The sequence below is a fragment of the Mesorhizobium sp. LNJC405B00 genome (assembly GCF_000502615.1).
Taxonomy (GTDB): Bacteria; Pseudomonadota; Alphaproteobacteria; order Rhizobiales; family Rhizobiaceae; genus Mesorhizobium.
In genome coordinates, this window is record NZ_AYWC01000001.1 from 132051 (window position 1) to 146658 (window position 14608).

Here is a 14608-nt window from a genome sequence, read left to right on the forward strand (position 1 = left end):
CTCCCGGTTCACGGGGAGAAGGTGCCCGAAGGGCGGATGAGGGGCAGCGCGAGCCTGAGGCTGTTGGCAATCTCCTCGGCCCGCGCAAGCGAACTGTCATCGACCTCGGCGCTGCCCCTCATTGTCTCAACCTACTCCTCCGGCTCCGTCGTAAACAGCAGCGGGTACCCCTTGGCCTTGGCCGCGTCGATGGCCCGTGTCGCCTTGGTCTCGGCGACATCCCTGGTGAAGACGGCAACGACGCAAACGCCGAGCCGGTGCGCGGTGATCATCACCCGGTTAGCCTGGTCTTCGCTGAGCTTGAACTCGCCCTTCAGCACCGTCACCACGAATTCGCGCGGCGTAAAATCGTCATTGATGAGGATGACCTTGTAGAGCTTCGGCCGCTCGGTCCGCGGCTTGGTCTTGGTGCGGGGTTTGGAACTGATTTCAGGCATCGGGAACCGGTATCGCGCGAGGGGTCGCTCTCACTTTGTCATGGGGGAAAGCCGTCGTCCATTTTGATCGGCGCGCCAAACCGACTTCCCGGAAGTGCTGCCGTTCACAAATTTAGGAAGTGTATGCTGCGGTTCAACGGCCCTGTCGATTGGCGACGCGACGAGCCTGGAATTGCCGTGCGCTGGATGCCGCATCCGGCCTTGATCCGGCCGCCTTGTATTCGACCCAGGCGACCGCGAGCCAGCCGAAGAAGCAGGCCAGCGCCGCGCCGGTGATCACGGTAAGCAGCAGGCTTTGCCATGGTGTGATGTATTGCCAGCTGCTGGAGATTGCCGGTGCAAACAGCGACGGCTCCGTGCGCCCGCTCACCGGATCGGGCACCGGGCTGGCGGTAAACTGGACCAGCACCCTGACCATTGCCGAGGCGACAAGGCCGCCGATGGCCATCGAGCGCAGAATGGATGAAAGCCGCTTCTTCATGCGGGCTGTCCTACCGGACCGGCATTGCAAACGGGTTAAAGATCTGGGTGGCCGGCACCCATCAACGGGTAATCATGCTCTCACACGACAAGGCCGCTCCAGCCGGGGGGTGCTGGAGCGGCCTTGTTACAGACAAGCCTGTTGGCTGTCTGGATCAGGCCTTCGGGGCGTCCGTCTTGACGACCTTCTTCGCCTTCTTGTGCTTCTTGACGGGCTTCTTGGCGACGACCTTCTTCACCGGGGGCTTGGCGGTCGTGGTCGCCGGAGCGGTGGTCGTGGAAGCAGCCGGAGCAGCGGTCGTGGTGGCAGCGGCATTGCCCAGAGCCGGCATTGCGAAAGCGAGAGCGACGGCGAGACCGGTGGCGGAGAGGATGGACTTTTTCATGGCTTCATTTCCTTCTTTGTGCGGGTCGAGTTTCGAGTGTCACTGAACCGGGTCGATCGGTGTCACTCCAAGCAGCTTCAAAGCGTTCGCGAGCATCCGGATACCCTGTGCCTGTTTCTTGTTGGCGCAGAACCGGTTTCCCTTTCTTTGCAGTGCTTTCGCCGCGGTGACCTGCGTTGCCGCGGCATGGGTTTCGAGGGCTTCGTCTACCTGGCGATTGAGATCGATGCAGCGCTCGCTCCTTGTGATCGGCGTCACCTTTGCGGTTGTGGCTCCGACCGCGGCTGTGACGAGCGGAATGCTGAGCAGCGCACCCATCAAGCTGATCGTGAACCTGTGCATTGGTGATGTCCGTTACTCCGGAGACTTCGCGTCGCAGCCGATGTCCTGACCGCCACGGCACCCTTTATGCCCTTGATTCTTTTCGGGAGTTTTTCCGGACTATAGAATTTTGTTTCTGAATTGTTTCTGGCAAATCGGCTTTGCGGGCGATCATCGCCGCTGGCCAACATGTGGCCAGAATTCTATCGTGTGGGTGACGCCACAGAAGCAGACTCAGAAGGCAGCCGCCGACCGGCCGCCAGCAATGACAGGATCGCCGTGAAATCCGATGCGCACATACTGATCGTCGACGACGACAAGGGCATTCGCGACCTGCTTCAGGAATTCTTCCAGAAGCGCGGCCTGCGCACCACGGTTGCCGCCGACGGCGTCGAGATGGAAGACATACTGCGCCGCACGCAGGTAGACCTGATCGTGCTTGATGTGATGCTGCCAGGAAAGAGCGGGCTGGAGCTCTGCCGCGACCTGCGCGCCAGCTACTCGACGCCGATCATCATGCTGACGGCGGTCACCGAGACCACCGACCGCGTCGTCGGCCTGGAAATGGGCGCCGACGATTATGTGCCCAAACCCTTCGATCCGCGCGAGCTGCTGGCCCGCATCCGCGCCGTTTTGAGGCGCAATGGTGCTGCCGAGCCGAAGCGCGCCACCACCAAGCAGATCTATCATTTCGCCGGCTGGACGATGGACTGCTCGCGCCGGCGGCTGATGGCGCCGGGCGATGTCAGGGTCGAGCTGACGATGGCGGAGTTCAACCTGTTGCAGACCTTCGTCAAAAGCGCGCAGCGCGTGCTCACCCGCGACCAGCTCATCGAGCTTTCCGGCGGCGACAGCGACTATTCCTTCGATCGCAGTATCGACATCCTGGTCAGCCGTCTCAGGCGCAAGATGGAAGACGACCCCAAGACGCCGAAACTGATCCTGACCGTGCGCAGCGGCGGCTACCAGTTCCTGCCCGAGACCACCTCCGAATGAGACGGTTCCTGCCGCAAACCCTGCCGGTCTGGGTTTTGCTCATCGTCATTGCCGGCCTGCTGATCAGCCAGGTCGCCACGCTCTATATCGTCTCGCGCGATCGCGCCGTCGCCAATGACGAGGTCGATCTCTACCGGCTTAACGACCGCGCCTATTCGCTGGTGCAGCTGATGCATGACGACACGCCGGAGCAGCGCAAGCTGACGGCCTCCGGTCTGTTCAACGCCACCTATGCGCTCACCGTTTCGGACACGCCCGCGGTCACCTCGTCGATCGCCGGCGACGACGAACTGGCCGAACTTGAGGACATCCTGGTCGGGCGGCTGTCGAAATTCGGCATCACCGACGCCCGCGTCCGGCGCGATCCGGCAACCCAGGCAGCCAACGCGCCTGGCGGTGTGGCCGTGACCAAGGATGTGGGCGCGGTGGAGCGTGACCTGTTATCGCTGGCGGCCAGCTTCGCCCAGAGCGACAAGCTGACGGCATCTGTCCGCTTCGCCGACGGCCAATGGCTGAATTTCACCGAGCCCAACACGCCGGTCGGACCGATATTGAGCTTCGACAGCCTGCCGCTCTATTCGCTGATCGCGGCCCTGGTGGTGATCATGTCGATCTGGTCGCTGCGCCGGCTGACGGCGCCCTATCGGATGATGGAAACGGCGGTCAACCGGATCGGCACGGACCTGAAGAGCCCGCCGATCGCCGAGACCGGCAGCCGCGAAATCCGCGCCGCGGCCAAAGCCGTGAACGCCATGCAGGTCCGGCTGCGCGACTATGTCGAGGACCGCGAACATCTGGCCGCCGCGCTCGCCCACGATCTGCGCACGCCGCTGACCCGCATGCGGCTGCGCCTCGAACTGTTGCGCAGATCGACGGCCCGCGAGGCGCTCGCCCACGACCTCGCCGACATCGAGAGCATCGCCAGCTCCGTCATCGACTTCGCCACCTTCGAAGTCACCGAGGAGAAGAGCGAGCGGATCGATTTCTGGTCGCTTGTGGAATCGATCGCCGACAGTTTCGAGGACGTCACGTTCGACCATGACGGCGCCAGGCCGCGTGGCATGATCTGCATGGCGCGGCCGGTGGCGCTCAAGCGCTGCGTCAACAATCTGGTCCAGAATGCCGTGACCTACGGCAAGAAAGCCCATGTCAGCCTGCGGCAGTCGGACGGCACGGTCACGCTGGTTATCCGCGACGAGGGGCCGGGCATACCGCAGGCGCAGCTCGACCAGGTGTTCGGTTCCTTCGTGCGGCTGGAGCAATCGCGCAACCGCCAGACCGGCGGGCTCGGGCTAGGCCTGACCATTGCCCGCAACATTGCGCGTGCCGCCGGCGGCGATGTCAACCTGTCCAACCATCCTCGCGGCGGCCTGCTGACGGAGCTCAGCCTGCCGCTGGCGGCATAAGGCAGCAGACTAGCGTCTCGATGGGCACCGGGGGTGGATCAACCAACCCAACCTTGCAATAGTGCGGCCGCTCGAACAGGAGGAGATCGCCGCATGTTTTACGCCATCCTGGCCTACCACGTCGAACAGACCATCCAGTCCCTGACGCCGCAGCAGGATGCGGCGCTGATGCACGACCTGCTCGAGGTCAATGCCAGATTGACCGGCGAAGGCAAGCTCGGGCCGGCGGCAAGACTGGGCGCGACCGCCGACGCCGTCACGCTGCGTGGTCCGGGAGACGGCGTCGTCATCGACGGGCCGTTTGCCGAGACCAAGGAACAATTGCTGGGTCTTTATGTCCTCGACTGCGCCACGCAGGAGGCGGCGATTGCGGCTGCGCGCGACTTGCGCCGTGTGAATCCCTCGGCAGTCTACGAAATCCGGCCGATCACATTTTACCTTCCCGGCGTGACGTTTCCCGCTACGGAGGCCGATTTAAAGGAGGCCGCCAGCGGCTGAGAACTACCCCATGGCCGGTCAGGTAGCCGCGATCTCGTTACCCAGGCGAACCGTTTCGGCGACCAGAAGGTCGAGATCCTCGCGCCGGGTCCGGTGGTTGTTGATCGCCACCCTGAGGCAATGCCGGCCGTGCACGGTGGTATCGGAAATGGCGGCGATGCCCTCTTCCTGCAGCCTCAGCATGATCTCGGTGTTGAGCGCCTTCGCGCGCTCGCTATCGAGACCATCCGCTCGATAGCGGAAGCAGACGATATTGATGCTGGTCGGCGCCGTCAGTTCGAGCGCTGGCTCGGCCGCGATCAGGCCCGAGAGATACTGCCCCTGCGCAATGTTCTGGTCGATTAGGCGGCCGAATTTTTCGACGCCGTGTTCTCGCAACGCCATCCACACTTTGAGTGCCTTGAAGCCGCGTGACGTCTGCAGGCCGTAATCGTGCAGCCATTGGCCGGAGGCGAGGCCGCGCGGTGTCGATTCCAGATATTCCGGCGTCACCGCGAAGGTCTTGCGATGCGCCGAGGCATCCCGCACCAGCGCGCAGCCTGCCTCGAAAGGCGCATGCAGCCATTTGTGCGGATCGAGCGCGACGGAATCGGCCCATTCGATGCCGGCGACGCGATGGGCATTCTCAGGCGCGATCGCGATCAGCGCGCCGATGCAGCCGTCGACATGGAACCAGAGGTCCTCCTCATGCGCCAGCTTGGCCAGCGCCTGCAGATCGTCGATGGCGCCGGTGTTGACCGTGCCGGCATTGCCGATGATGCAGGCCGGCTTGAACCCGGCCGCGCGATCTTCCGATATCGCCGCCCGCAAAGCTTCGATGTCGATGCGAAGTCCGGCGTCGCTGGCAATGCGGCGCAGCGCCTTTTTGCCGACGCCGAGCGCTTCCATCCCCTTGCGGTGACAGGAATGGACCTGGTCCGAGCCATAGAAACGCAAAGGCTTTTCGATTGCTCCAACGCCGTGCTCGCGCACGTCGATGCCGGCCTTGGTGTTGCGCGCCACGGTCAGCCCGATGATGTTGGCCATCGAACCCCCGCTAACCAGCGTGCCGCTGGCCGAAGCCGGCATGCCGGTCATCTGCTTGCACCAGTCAACCACCTGGCCATCCATCAGGGCGGCGGCATGATTGCCGCCGCCGAGATTGGAGCCCTGGATTGCCGCCAGGAAATCGCCGAGCGCGCCGGTGAAGTTGCTCGACCCCATATACCAGGACCAGAAGCGCGGATGGATGTTGCCCATCGGATAGAGCATCACCTTGTCCACGACATCGCCATAGATGTCGGCAAGCGGGGTCGGCGATTGCGGCAGCGAGGCGGTGAAGAAATGCCTCACATCTCCAGGCATCTCCTGCCACACCGGCCGTTGCCTGACATCGCGCAGGTAAGCGACGGCATCGTCAACGATCCGATGCGACAGGCTTTGCACATCGGCCCAGTCCGAGGGGTCAAGCGTTTCCTCGGTACTGGTAGCCGAGTGTCCAGGCATCGCGTCCATGCAGATTGCTCCCGCGTCATCATGCCGGGAACTGGCAGCAGGGCGTGGAGCGCGACAGAGCGAGCTCTTCCGCATTCATCTCGGCCTCGATGCCGTCGAACAAAGGCGTGGTCATGTAGCGTTCACCGGTATCGGGAAGCATGCACAGGACCACCGATCCGGCCGGCGCCGTGCCGGCGATCTGGCGTGCAACGGCAAAGGCCGAACCGCCGGAGATGCCGGTGAAGATGCCTTCCTGCTGCGCCAGCGCCTTGGCCCATTTCATGCCCTCCGGCCCGGCGATCGGCATCACCTCGTCATAGAAGTTGCCATCGATGGCCTCCTGCAGGACGCTGGGAATGAAATCCGGCGTCCAACCCTGGATCGGGTGCGGTTCGAAAGCCGGATGGCTGGCGGCCGGCGCTCCGCCGGCGCCACGCATCTGCGGCTTGCCGCTGCCGACAAGCTGCGCATTAACCGGTTCGGTGAGCACGATCCGAGTCTCAGGCCGCTCGCGGCGCAGCACCCGCGCCACGCCGGCGACGGTGCCGCCGGTGCCGTAGCCGGTGACGAAATAGTCGAGCCGCGAGCCGGCGAAATCGTTGACGATCTCGCGTCCCGTGGTTGCTTCATGGATGTCGGCGTTGGCCTTGGTCTCGAACTGGCGGGCCAGGAACCAGCCATTGGCTTCGGCCAGTTCCACCGCCTTCTTGTACATGCCGAAGCCTTTCTCGGCGCGCGGCGTCAGCACCACCTTGGCGCCCAGCATCCGCATCAGCTTGCGGCGCTCGACCGAGAAACTGTCGGCCATCGTCACCACCAGCTTGTAGCCCTTCTGCGCACAGACCATGGCAAGACCGATGCCCGTGTTGCCGCTGGTCGCCTCGACGATGGTCTGTCCCGGCTTGAGCGCGCCGGTGCGTTCACCTTCCTCGATGATGTTGAGCGCCAGCCGGTCCTTCACCGACGCAGCCGGATTGAAGAACTCGGCCTTGACGTAGATGGTCGCATGCGCCGGGCCGAGATTGTTGACGCGGATGACCGGCGTGTCGCCGACCGTATCGAGAATGCTGTCGAAAAGGCGGCCGCGGCCTGCCGTGGTTCTGATTTTCTGCTGATGCAACATGGGTAAACTCCTGGTTCTTGCTCACGGGCCGGTTACACACCGGCGGTTTGGGCGACGAGGTTTCGACACCTTGCCGCACTACAGGTCTTTGAAGTGCCACAATGTGGAAAGCACCACATTCGGCACACAATCTGCGAGCCGGGTGTGCACTTTGTCGCGTTCGGTGATAAAACAAGGTCCGGTGGGCAAGCGTGGGAAAAGGCGTGGAAACCGGCGTGGAATCGAGCCAGGCAAGCAGCCGGAAAGGCCTGTCTCTGCGGCTTTTCGGCCCGCTGGCGATTGTGCGCGACGCCGCTCCGGTGGCCTTGCCGGCATCGCGCAAGCTGCGCGCGCTGCTGGCCTATCTGGCGCTGGCGCCCCATCCGGTCGGACGTGGCAAGCTCTGCGAGTTGCTGTGGGACGTTCCAAATGATCCCAGGGGTGAGCTTCGCTGGTGCCTGAGCAAGCTGCGGGCCGCGCTCGACGAACCGGGCCGCGGCCGGATCGTAACCGTGCATGATACGATCGTGCTTGATCTCGACGGTATCTCGGTCGACGTGCTGGATGTTGGCGCGGCAACTGCCGCAGGCATCGAAACGCTCGAGCCGACGCGACTGCAGTTGCTCTCCGGCCTGTTCGTCGGCGACTTCCTCGAAGGGCTGGAGATCGACCGCTGCCCTCTCTTCAACAGCTGGCTGACCGCGCAGCGCCGCCGTTTCGGTTCCTGCCACGCGGCTATACTGGAATGTCTGGTCAAGACGCTCCCGGCCGATTCCGAAGCCGTCTCCGCCCATCTCGAAAAATGGCTGGAGCTGACCCCGTTCGACAGCTGCGCCCACATCGCCCTTCTGGCGAGGCTGGCGCGGCGCGGCCAGTTCGGTGCTTGCGAGGACCATCTTGCCGCAGCAGCATCGCTCTTCCAATCGGAAGAGCTGGATTTCGGCCCTGTGCGCCAGGCGTGGCTTGCCATTCGCGCGGAACGTCACTGCGCGACTTTGCCGGCACAGCCTGCGGTGGCGCCGGTGGCGGGCCACAGCCCGATCGCGCGTGCCCCCACCGAAGCCGCGACACCGCACAAGGCTTCGCTTGCCGTCATGCCGTTCGCCGAAGATGCCGGCGGCGTTCGTGGTGGGCTGGCCGACGGCTTGACCCATGACATCATTACCCGCCTCGCCAAGCTCAGGGATTTTTTCGTCATTGCCCGCGGCTCGGTCTTTGCCCTGGCGGAAAAGAACATCGCGCCGGAGGATGCCGGCCGCCGGCTGAATGTCGACTATGTCGCCACCGGCTCGGTGCGCAGTCTGGCGGGCCGGCTGACCGTCACCGTCGAGCTTGTCGAGGTTCGCACGGCCAGGATCGTCTGGGCCGAGACCTTCGAGCGCAAGCCCGAGGACATCTTCATTGTCCTCGACGACATCGGCAACAGCATCGTGGCCTCTATCTCATCCGAGATAGAGATGGTCGAGCGCAACCGCGCCATGCTGAAGGCGCCCAATTCGCTCAACGCCTGGGAGGCTTACCATCGCGGCCTCTGGCACATGTATCGCTTCACCCGCAGCGAGAACGACCTCGCACGGCATTTCTTCGACATTGCTGTCAGGCAGGATCCGACCTTCACCCGCGCCTATGCCGGCCTGTCCTTCACCCATTGGCAAAGTGCTTTCCAGCGCTGGGGCGACCGCGACCAGGACAGCGCGCTCGCCTTTGAGGCGGCCGGCCAAAGCCTGCTGGTCGACGACCACAATCCGGCCGCGCACTGGGCGATGGGCCGGGCGCTGTGGCTGCGCGGCGAAGGCGACCAATCCCTGCTCGAACTGGAGAGAGCCGTCGACCTCAGCCCCAACTTCGCCCTCGGCCACTATGCGCTGTCTTTCGTGCAGTCGCAGTCGGGCGATCCGCAAGCGGCGATCGGATCGTCGGATCATTCGCGCCATTTGTCACCGTTCGATCCGATGCTGTTCGGCATGTTGGGCGCGCGCGCCATGGCCCATGTCCGCCTCGGCCAGTTCGACGAGGCAGCCGATTGGGCACTGAAGGCGGCCGCCCGCCCCAACGCCCATGTCATCATCTTGTCGATCGCCGCCCACTGCCTGGCGCTGGCCGGACGGCTTGACGAGGGGAAAAACTTCGCTGCAGCCATCCGCAAGACGCTTCCGGGCTACCGCACCGACGACTTCATCGACGCCTTCCGCTTCGATCCGGATGCCACAGCCCTGTTCAAGCTCGGCGCCAAGCGCATCGGGCTGAGCTAATTCAGCCCGATGCCTGGTAGGAACCCTAGCGCCGCAACACTGCGCTCAGCACATCGCGTATGCCGATGGCGCCGACAAAGCGGGACTGGTCGTCGAACAGCGCCACCGGTGCCGTCTGCGAGCGGTGCATGGCCAGCATCACCGTCTTCAGCGACGTGCCGGGGTTGGCCCAGAACACTTGCGCCGTCTCCTCCGGCTGCGCCTCGACATCGGCGCATGAAACCCATACCGCCGGTTTGCCGTCGCGTTCCGCCGCCGCCACCAGCCCGTGCTCGTCGATCTTAAAGCGCGTCGTCTTGCGCCGGTCGAGCCACACCCAGCCATTATCGCCGTGCTCGAGGTCGCGGCTGTCGCGCATGACGTTCCAGGCGGTCAGCACCGACAACGGATTCACATTGGCGATGAAGTCGCGGACATAGTCATTGGCGGGCTTGAGCACGATGTCTTCCGGCGCCCCGGTCTGCACGATGCGACCGCCCTCCATGATGGTGATGTGGGTGCCGATCTTCAGCGCCTCTTCCAGATCATGGCTGACGAAGATGATGGTCTTCTTCAGCTCCGCCTGCAGCTGCAGCAATTCGTCCTGCAGCTTGGTGCGGATCAGCGGATCGAGCGCAGAGAACGGCTCGTCCATCAGCAGGATCGGCGCCTCGGTGGCGAAGGCACGGGCCAGGCCGACGCGCTGCTGCATGCCGCCGGACAGCTCATGCGCGTATTTCTTCGACCACTGGTCGAGATTGACCAGTTTCAGCTGGCGTTGCACGCGCTCCTTGCGCTCTTGCTCCGGCACGCCGGCGAGTTCGAGGCCGAGGCCGACATTCTCCTCCACCGTACGCCAAGGCAGCAGGCCGAACTGCTGGAACACCATCGCCACCTGCTTCTGGCGCAGCCGCCGCAGCGTCGCCTGATCGCAGGTCACGACATCGACGATATTGTCGCCGTCCTTGACCAGCACCTGGCCGCGCGACACCACGTTGAGCCGGTTGACCGCCCGCAGCAGCGTCGACTTGCCCGAGCCGGACAGGCCCATCAGCACCGAGATTTCGCCCTCATGCACGGTCAGGCTGGCGCCGGCGCAACCCAGCACATTGCCGGTCTTTTCAAGGATTTCGGCGCGCGTGGCGCCGCCATCGATCAGCGCTAGCGAACCGGCCTGGTCGGACCCGAAGACGATATCGACATTTTTGAAATCGACGGCGACGGTCATTTCTTGCCTCCAACGCCGATACGCGTCATCCGGTCGAGCACGATGGCGAGTACGACAATCGCCAGGCCCGCCTCGAGCCCGAGATCGATGCGGCGCGAGCCGAGCGCGCGGTTGATTTCAGTGCCGAGGCCGCCGGCGCCGATGAGTGCTGCAAACACCACCATCGACAGCGACAGCATGATCGATTGCGTCAGCCCGGCCATGATGGTCGGCAGCGCTGAGGGCAATTCGACCTTCCACAGCAGCTGCTGCTTGGTGGCGCCAAACGCCTCGCCGGCCTCGATGATCGACTTCGGCACCGAGACGACGCCGAGATGGGTGAGCCGGACCGCGGTCGGGATGACAAAGATGATGGTGACGATGAGGCCGGGCGCGTTGCCGAGACCGAACAGGGTCAGGACCGGGATCAGGTAGACGAAGGTCGGCAGCGTCTGCATCAGGTCGAGCACCGGCAGCATGATGCGGTAGACCTTCGGCTTGTGCGCGGCCCAGATGCCGAGCGGCACGCCGATGGCCATCGCCATGGCGGCGGCGGCCACGACCAGCACCAGCGTCTGCACCGTCTGCTTCCAGAGGTTCTGGTTGATGATGAAGATCAGGCCGAGAAAGACGCCTATGGCCAGCGGGCGCGAGCGCTGCAGCAGCCAGGCGATGATGGCGATGATCAGCGCCAGCAGCACCGGCGGCACCATCAAAAGGATGCCAACCAGCCCGTCGAGCAGGAAATTGAGGCCATTCGAGAAGGCTCTGAACACGGTGTCGAAATTGTCGGTGAGGAAACCGAAGAACGCCTTTCCCCAGGCGCCGATCGGTATCTTGTGATCGACCATGAATTTCGAAATCGGATCCATATCGCCCCTCTCATGCGAGAGACCGCCTGCTTCCGGCCTCCGCTCTCATTAGGTCATCTTCTCACAGGATATGAAAAAGGGCAGCCTTTTCTAGATTGGCTGCCCTTCCTGGTTCGGCTTTGCCGAATTAGTCGGCTCAGCTTCCGAGCGCGGTCTTGACCGCCGCTGCCGCATCGCCGCCATCGAAGGTGGTGACGCCGGCAATCCACGGCGCAACCGCGTCAGGGTGCTTCTTCAGCCAGTCGGCTGCGACCGTGTTGGCGTCGCCGCCCTTCAGGATCGCGTCCATCATCTCGCCTTCCATGTCCAGGTTGAACTTCAGGTTGGCGATGAACTTGCCGGCATTCGGGCATTCGGTGGTGTAGCCCTTGCGCACATTGGTGTAGACGGTGGCGGCGCCGAAGCCGCTGTCGCCCATGCCGTCGAGATAGGTGAGCTTCATGGCGCCCATCACCGGATGCGGCGTCCAGCCGAGGAAGGCGATCCACTCATTGTTCTTGATCGACTGCTCGGCCTGCGTCAGCATGCCGGCTTCCGAGGACTCGACCAGCTCGAAGCCTTCGAGATTGTCCTTCGGGTTCTTGATCATGTCGAGGATGATGCGGTTGCCGTCATTGCCCGCCTCGATGCCGTAAATCTTGCCGTTGAACTTGTCCTTGAACTTGCCGATGTCGGTCAGCGACTTGACGCCGGCCTCCGCGACATAGGTCGGTACGACGATGCCGTAGCCGGCGCCGGTCAGGTTGGTGCCGATCGTCTCGACCGAACCATCGGCGGTGTAGTCCTTGATGTCGTTGGTCATCGACGGCATCCAGTTGCCGAGGAAGACGTCGAGATCCTTGTTTTTCAGCGACGCCATGGTCACCGGTACCGATAGCTGGATCGTCTGCGGCTCGTAGCCGAGCGCGGTGAGCAGCACCGAAGCGACGCCGGTGGTTGCCTGGATGTCGGTCCAGCCGACATCGGAAAGGCGCACCGCCTTGCAGCTCTCCGGATCGCCGGCAAGTGCAGCGCTCGTGGACAGAAAAGTCGCCAGGCCGAGGCCGGCGACGAAGGTGTTCATACGCGACATTGGCAGTCTCCCATTGTGATTCTTTGGCGAAGCGTAGTTACGGTTTCTCTGCCCGCCTTGTTTCGTCAGCCAAACACCATTCTGGTGTGGTTTCAAGCGCTAAGACAATCACGATCAACGGCGCGGACTGGCCAAACAGCGACACGCCCGCCGCTTTTTCGATTGCAGACGGCTTTTCCCATGAAATGCAGCGGTGCCCTCTCCCCGCGCCGCGCCAACTCGGCTTAAAAGGACGGCATGGCCAAGCTCTACTTCCACTATGCGACGATGAATGCCGGCAAAACGACAATGCTGCTGCAGGCGTCCTACAATTATCGCGAACGCGGTATGACGACGATGCTGTTCGTCGCCGGCCACTACAGAAAGGGCGACACCGGGCTGATCTCGTCGCGCATCGGCCTGGAGACGGAGGCCGAGATGTTCCGCGACGGCGACGATCTCTACGCTCGCGTCGCCGAGCATCACGAACATACGACGGTGCATTGCATCTTTGTCGACGAGGCGCAATTTCTCGAGGAAGAGCAGGTCTGGCAGCTCGCCCGTATCTCCGACCGGCTGAACATCCCGGTGATGTGCTACGGCCTGCGCACCGATTTCCGGGGCAATCTGTTTTCCGGTTCGCGAGCGCTTCTGGCCATCGCAGACGATCTGCGCGAAGTGCGCACCATCTGCCGCTGCGGCCGCAAGGCGACGATGGTCGTGCGTCTCGGCGCTGACGGCAAGGTGGCCAGACAAGGCGAACAGGTGGCGATCGGCAAGGACGTCTATATCTCGCTCTGCCGCCGCCACTGGGAAGAGGAAATGGGCCGCGCCGCGCCCGACGATTTCATTGGCTTCACCAGAGGCTGAACGGCCGGGACAACATGAAAATTCTGCAGTTCACAGTCGATTGCCCGTTTCCGCCGGTCTCCGGCGGAGAGATCCGGAACGCCGCCAATGCACGCGCCCTGGCATCGATGGGCGAGGTCCTGACGGTAAGCCTGACTGGCGGCGCCCCGGCACCCTCCACACCGCCGAACATCCGTCACCGGATCATCGAGGCAGCGCGCGGCAGGGCGCCTTGGGGCAGGCGCAGCCCGCACCCGACCGTGCATATGATGCCGGACGACGAGCTGGCCGAAGCCGACGCCATCTGGAGGGAATTCGCGCCCGATCTCGTGGTGATCGAGGAGATCGTGCTTTCGCAGCTGCTGACGCTGGCGCCGAAGCATCGCGCGCGCACCGTCCTTGACCAGCACAACATTGATTCCCGGACGGTGTCCGACCGGATCGCCGGCCTGACGCTGTGGCAGCAAATTCGAGACTGGCGCCAAAACAGGCGAAGGAAGGCAGAGGCGCGCGAAGCCGACAGGTGTGCGGCTGCCCTGGCCGACCAGGTCTGGGTTTGTTCGCGGGCCGACGAAGCGCTTCTGTCCGCTCTCGGCCCCGTCAACGACGTCAGGTTCGTCGCCAACCCCATTCCAGACGAGAGCGTGCTTTCCCTGCCGATTGCTGCCGAGCGCTTCAGTGAGCTCAGCCTGTGCTTCATCGGGCATCTCGGCTACTTCCCAAACATCGACGCCGTCAAGCAGATCGGCCGCGCGATGGCGCCGCGCCTCGCCGCCTCCGGCCGGCCCTGGTCGATCACCGTCGCCGGCAGAAACCCGCGCGATGTCGTGCGCGGTCTATGCACCAGGCATGGTCTGCGGTTGATCGAGAACCCACCGCATCTGCCGGAATTGCTTGGGCGTGCCGGCTATGCGCCGATCCCGCTGCGCTTCGGCGGCGGAACCCGCATCAAGGTGCTGGAGGCGATGGCGGCGGGCCTTGTCGTCGCCGCCACCGAAAAGGCCGTCGAAGGGCTTGGCCTGCAGGCGGGCAGGCATTTCCTGTCCAGCGACGATGCCGGCAAGTTGGCATTGAAAATCATCGATCTCGCGACACGCCCGCAAGCGGCCGCCGAGATGGCGGAGATCGGCCGCGCTTTCGTGCGCGACAATCATTCGTCGGCGGCGATTGAAAAGCAGGTCAAGCAGGCGGTCGCGGCGATCCCGCGCACGGATTGAGCCCGGCTGCTATCCACCGGCATACGGCGTTTGTTAAGGCCTGCAGCCTATTTTGCCCTCAGCCAGAGCCAGCCGGGAA

At 63.7% G+C, this 14608-nt stretch carries 15 protein-coding genes; 6 read left to right on the forward strand and 9 right to left on the reverse strand.

Annotated features, from left to right (window positions below; all coding sequences use genetic code 11):
- Positions 1-131 precede the first annotated feature (131 nt).
- From clpS to X756_RS164370, 4 genes are all read right to left on the reverse strand, one after another.
- Entirely contained in the window at positions 132-437 is a 306-nt protein-coding gene (gene clpS / locus X756_RS164385) for an ATP-dependent Clp protease adapter ClpS (RefSeq protein ID WP_023728267.1), read from the reverse strand.
- A 133-nt stretch (positions 438-570) separates the two neighbouring features.
- On the reverse strand, positions 571-918 hold the full coding sequence (locus tag X756_RS164380; protein ID WP_023728268.1) for a hypothetical protein: 348 nt from the start codon (positions 916-918) through the stop codon (positions 571-573).
- Between the two features lie 154 nt (positions 919-1072).
- Positions 1073-1303: a hypothetical protein gene (locus X756_RS164375; RefSeq protein WP_023670004.1), complete on the reverse strand. Its 231-nt coding sequence runs from the start codon at positions 1301-1303 to the stop codon at positions 1073-1075.
- 39 nt (positions 1304-1342) lie between these two features.
- Positions 1343-1645 carry a hypothetical protein gene (locus X756_RS164370; protein WP_023683677.1) on the reverse strand — a complete coding sequence of 101 codons (303 nt, stop codon included), beginning with the start codon at positions 1643-1645 and terminating at the stop codon, positions 1343-1345.
- A gap of 258 nt (positions 1646-1903) precedes the next feature.
- Here X756_RS164370 and X756_RS164365 point away from each other — a divergent pair, with 258 nt between their 5' ends.
- From X756_RS164365 to X756_RS164355, 3 genes are all read left to right on the forward strand, one after another.
- Positions 1904-2620 (forward strand): response regulator transcription factor, encoded by a 717-nt coding sequence (locus X756_RS164365; RefSeq protein WP_023670002.1) that lies wholly within the window; start codon positions 1904-1906, stop codon positions 2618-2620.
- A complete protein-coding gene (locus X756_RS164360) occupies positions 2617-4026 on the forward strand; it encodes an ATP-binding protein (RefSeq protein WP_023670001.1) in 1410 nt (469 codons plus the stop codon). The genes X756_RS164365 and X756_RS164360 overlap by 4 nt, the downstream gene beginning before the upstream one ends.
- A 93-nt stretch (positions 4027-4119) precedes the next feature.
- Positions 4120-4524: a YciI family protein gene (locus tag X756_RS164355; RefSeq protein ID WP_023728269.1), complete on the forward strand. Its 405-nt coding sequence runs from the start codon at positions 4120-4122 to the stop codon at positions 4522-4524.
- An 18-nt stretch (positions 4525-4542) separates the two neighbouring features.
- Here the strand turns inward: X756_RS164355 and X756_RS164350 are convergent, their stop codons facing one another.
- Positions 4543-6018, reverse strand: a complete 1476-nt coding sequence (locus X756_RS164350; protein WP_023728270.1) for an aspartate aminotransferase family protein — start codon at positions 6016-6018, stop codon at positions 4543-4545.
- A gap of 19 nt (positions 6019-6037) precedes the next feature.
- The gene (locus X756_RS164345) at positions 6038-7123 is read right to left on the reverse strand and encodes a pyridoxal-phosphate dependent enzyme (protein WP_023728271.1); all 1086 of its coding nucleotides are present in this window, start codon (positions 7121-7123) and stop codon (positions 6038-6040) included.
- Between the two features lie 203 nt (positions 7124-7326).
- On the opposite strand from X756_RS164345, the gene X756_RS164340 reads away from it, so the two are divergent.
- The gene (locus X756_RS164340; protein WP_023728272.1) at positions 7327-9354 is read left to right on the forward strand and encodes a transcriptional regulator; all 2028 of its coding nucleotides are present in this window, start codon (positions 7327-7329) and stop codon (positions 9352-9354) included.
- A 25-nt stretch (positions 9355-9379) separates the two neighbouring features.
- On the opposite strand, the gene choV is transcribed toward X756_RS164340, so the two are convergent.
- From choV to X756_RS164325, 3 genes are all read right to left on the reverse strand, one after another.
- The gene (gene choV, locus X756_RS164335) at positions 9380-10561 is read right to left on the reverse strand and encodes a choline ABC transporter ATP-binding protein (protein ID WP_023669996.1); all 1182 of its coding nucleotides are present in this window, start codon (positions 10559-10561) and stop codon (positions 9380-9382) included.
- The gene (gene choW / locus X756_RS164330) at positions 10558-11412 is read right to left on the reverse strand and encodes a choline ABC transporter permease subunit (protein WP_023669995.1); all 855 of its coding nucleotides are present in this window, start codon (positions 11410-11412) and stop codon (positions 10558-10560) included. Before choW ends, choV begins: the two co-directional genes overlap by 4 nt.
- A gap of 136 nt (positions 11413-11548) precedes the next feature.
- On the reverse strand, positions 11549-12484 hold the full coding sequence (locus X756_RS164325; protein WP_023686157.1) for a choline ABC transporter substrate-binding protein: 936 nt from the start codon (positions 12482-12484) through the stop codon (positions 11549-11551).
- Positions 12485-12721: 237 nt separating this feature from the next.
- Between X756_RS164325 and X756_RS164320 the strand changes: the two genes are divergently transcribed.
- Positions 12722-13333 carry a thymidine kinase gene (locus tag X756_RS164320; protein WP_023728273.1) on the forward strand — a complete coding sequence of 204 codons (612 nt, stop codon included), beginning with the start codon at positions 12722-12724 and terminating at the stop codon, positions 13331-13333.
- 14 nt (positions 13334-13347) lie between these two features.
- Positions 13348-14529, forward strand: coding sequence for a glycosyltransferase (locus X756_RS164315; RefSeq protein ID WP_023728274.1), 1182 nt, complete (start codon positions 13348-13350; stop codon positions 14527-14529).
- The last annotated feature ends 79 nt before the right edge of the window (positions 14530-14608 follow it).

Excerpts from the sequence above, each read along its gene's own strand:
- X756_RS164380 (WP_023728268.1), bottom strand. The coding sequence starts at position 918 with ATGAAGAAGCGGCTTTCATCCATTCTGCGCTCGATGGCCATCGGCGGC.
- X756_RS164320 (WP_023728273.1), top strand. The coding sequence starts at position 12,722 with ATGGCCAAGCTCTACTTCCACTATGCGACGATGAATGCCGGCAAAACG.
- X756_RS164325 (WP_023686157.1), bottom strand. The coding sequence starts at position 12,484 with ATGTCGCGTATGAACACCTTCGTCGCCGGCCTCGGCCTGGCGACTTTT.
- X756_RS164375 (WP_023670004.1), bottom strand. The coding sequence starts at position 1,303 with ATGAAAAAGTCCATCCTCTCCGCCACCGGTCTCGCCGTCGCTCTCGCT.
- X756_RS164315 (WP_023728274.1), top strand. The coding sequence starts at position 13,348 with ATGAAAATTCTGCAGTTCACAGTCGATTGCCCGTTTCCGCCGGTCTCC.
- choW (WP_023669995.1), bottom strand. The coding sequence starts at position 11,412 with ATGGATCCGATTTCGAAATTCATGGTCGATCACAAGATACCGATCGGC.
- choV (WP_023669996.1), bottom strand. The coding sequence starts at position 10,561 with ATGACCGTCGCCGTCGATTTCAAAAATGTCGATATCGTCTTCGGGTCC.
- X756_RS164345 (WP_023728271.1), bottom strand. The coding sequence starts at position 7,123 with ATGTTGCATCAGCAGAAAATCAGAACCACGGCAGGCCGCGGCCGCCTT.
- X756_RS164370 (WP_023683677.1), bottom strand. The coding sequence starts at position 1,645 with ATGCACAGGTTCACGATCAGCTTGATGGGTGCGCTGCTCAGCATTCCG.
- X756_RS164350 (WP_023728270.1), bottom strand. The coding sequence starts at position 6,018 with ATGGACGCGATGCCTGGACACTCGGCTACCAGTACCGAGGAAACGCTT.
- X756_RS164355 (WP_023728269.1), top strand. The coding sequence starts at position 4,120 with ATGTTTTACGCCATCCTGGCCTACCACGTCGAACAGACCATCCAGTCC.
- clpS (WP_023728267.1), bottom strand. The coding sequence starts at position 437 with ATGCCTGAAATCAGTTCCAAACCCCGCACCAAGACCAAGCCGCGGACC.
- X756_RS164360 (WP_023670001.1), top strand. The coding sequence starts at position 2,617 with ATGAGACGGTTCCTGCCGCAAACCCTGCCGGTCTGGGTTTTGCTCATC.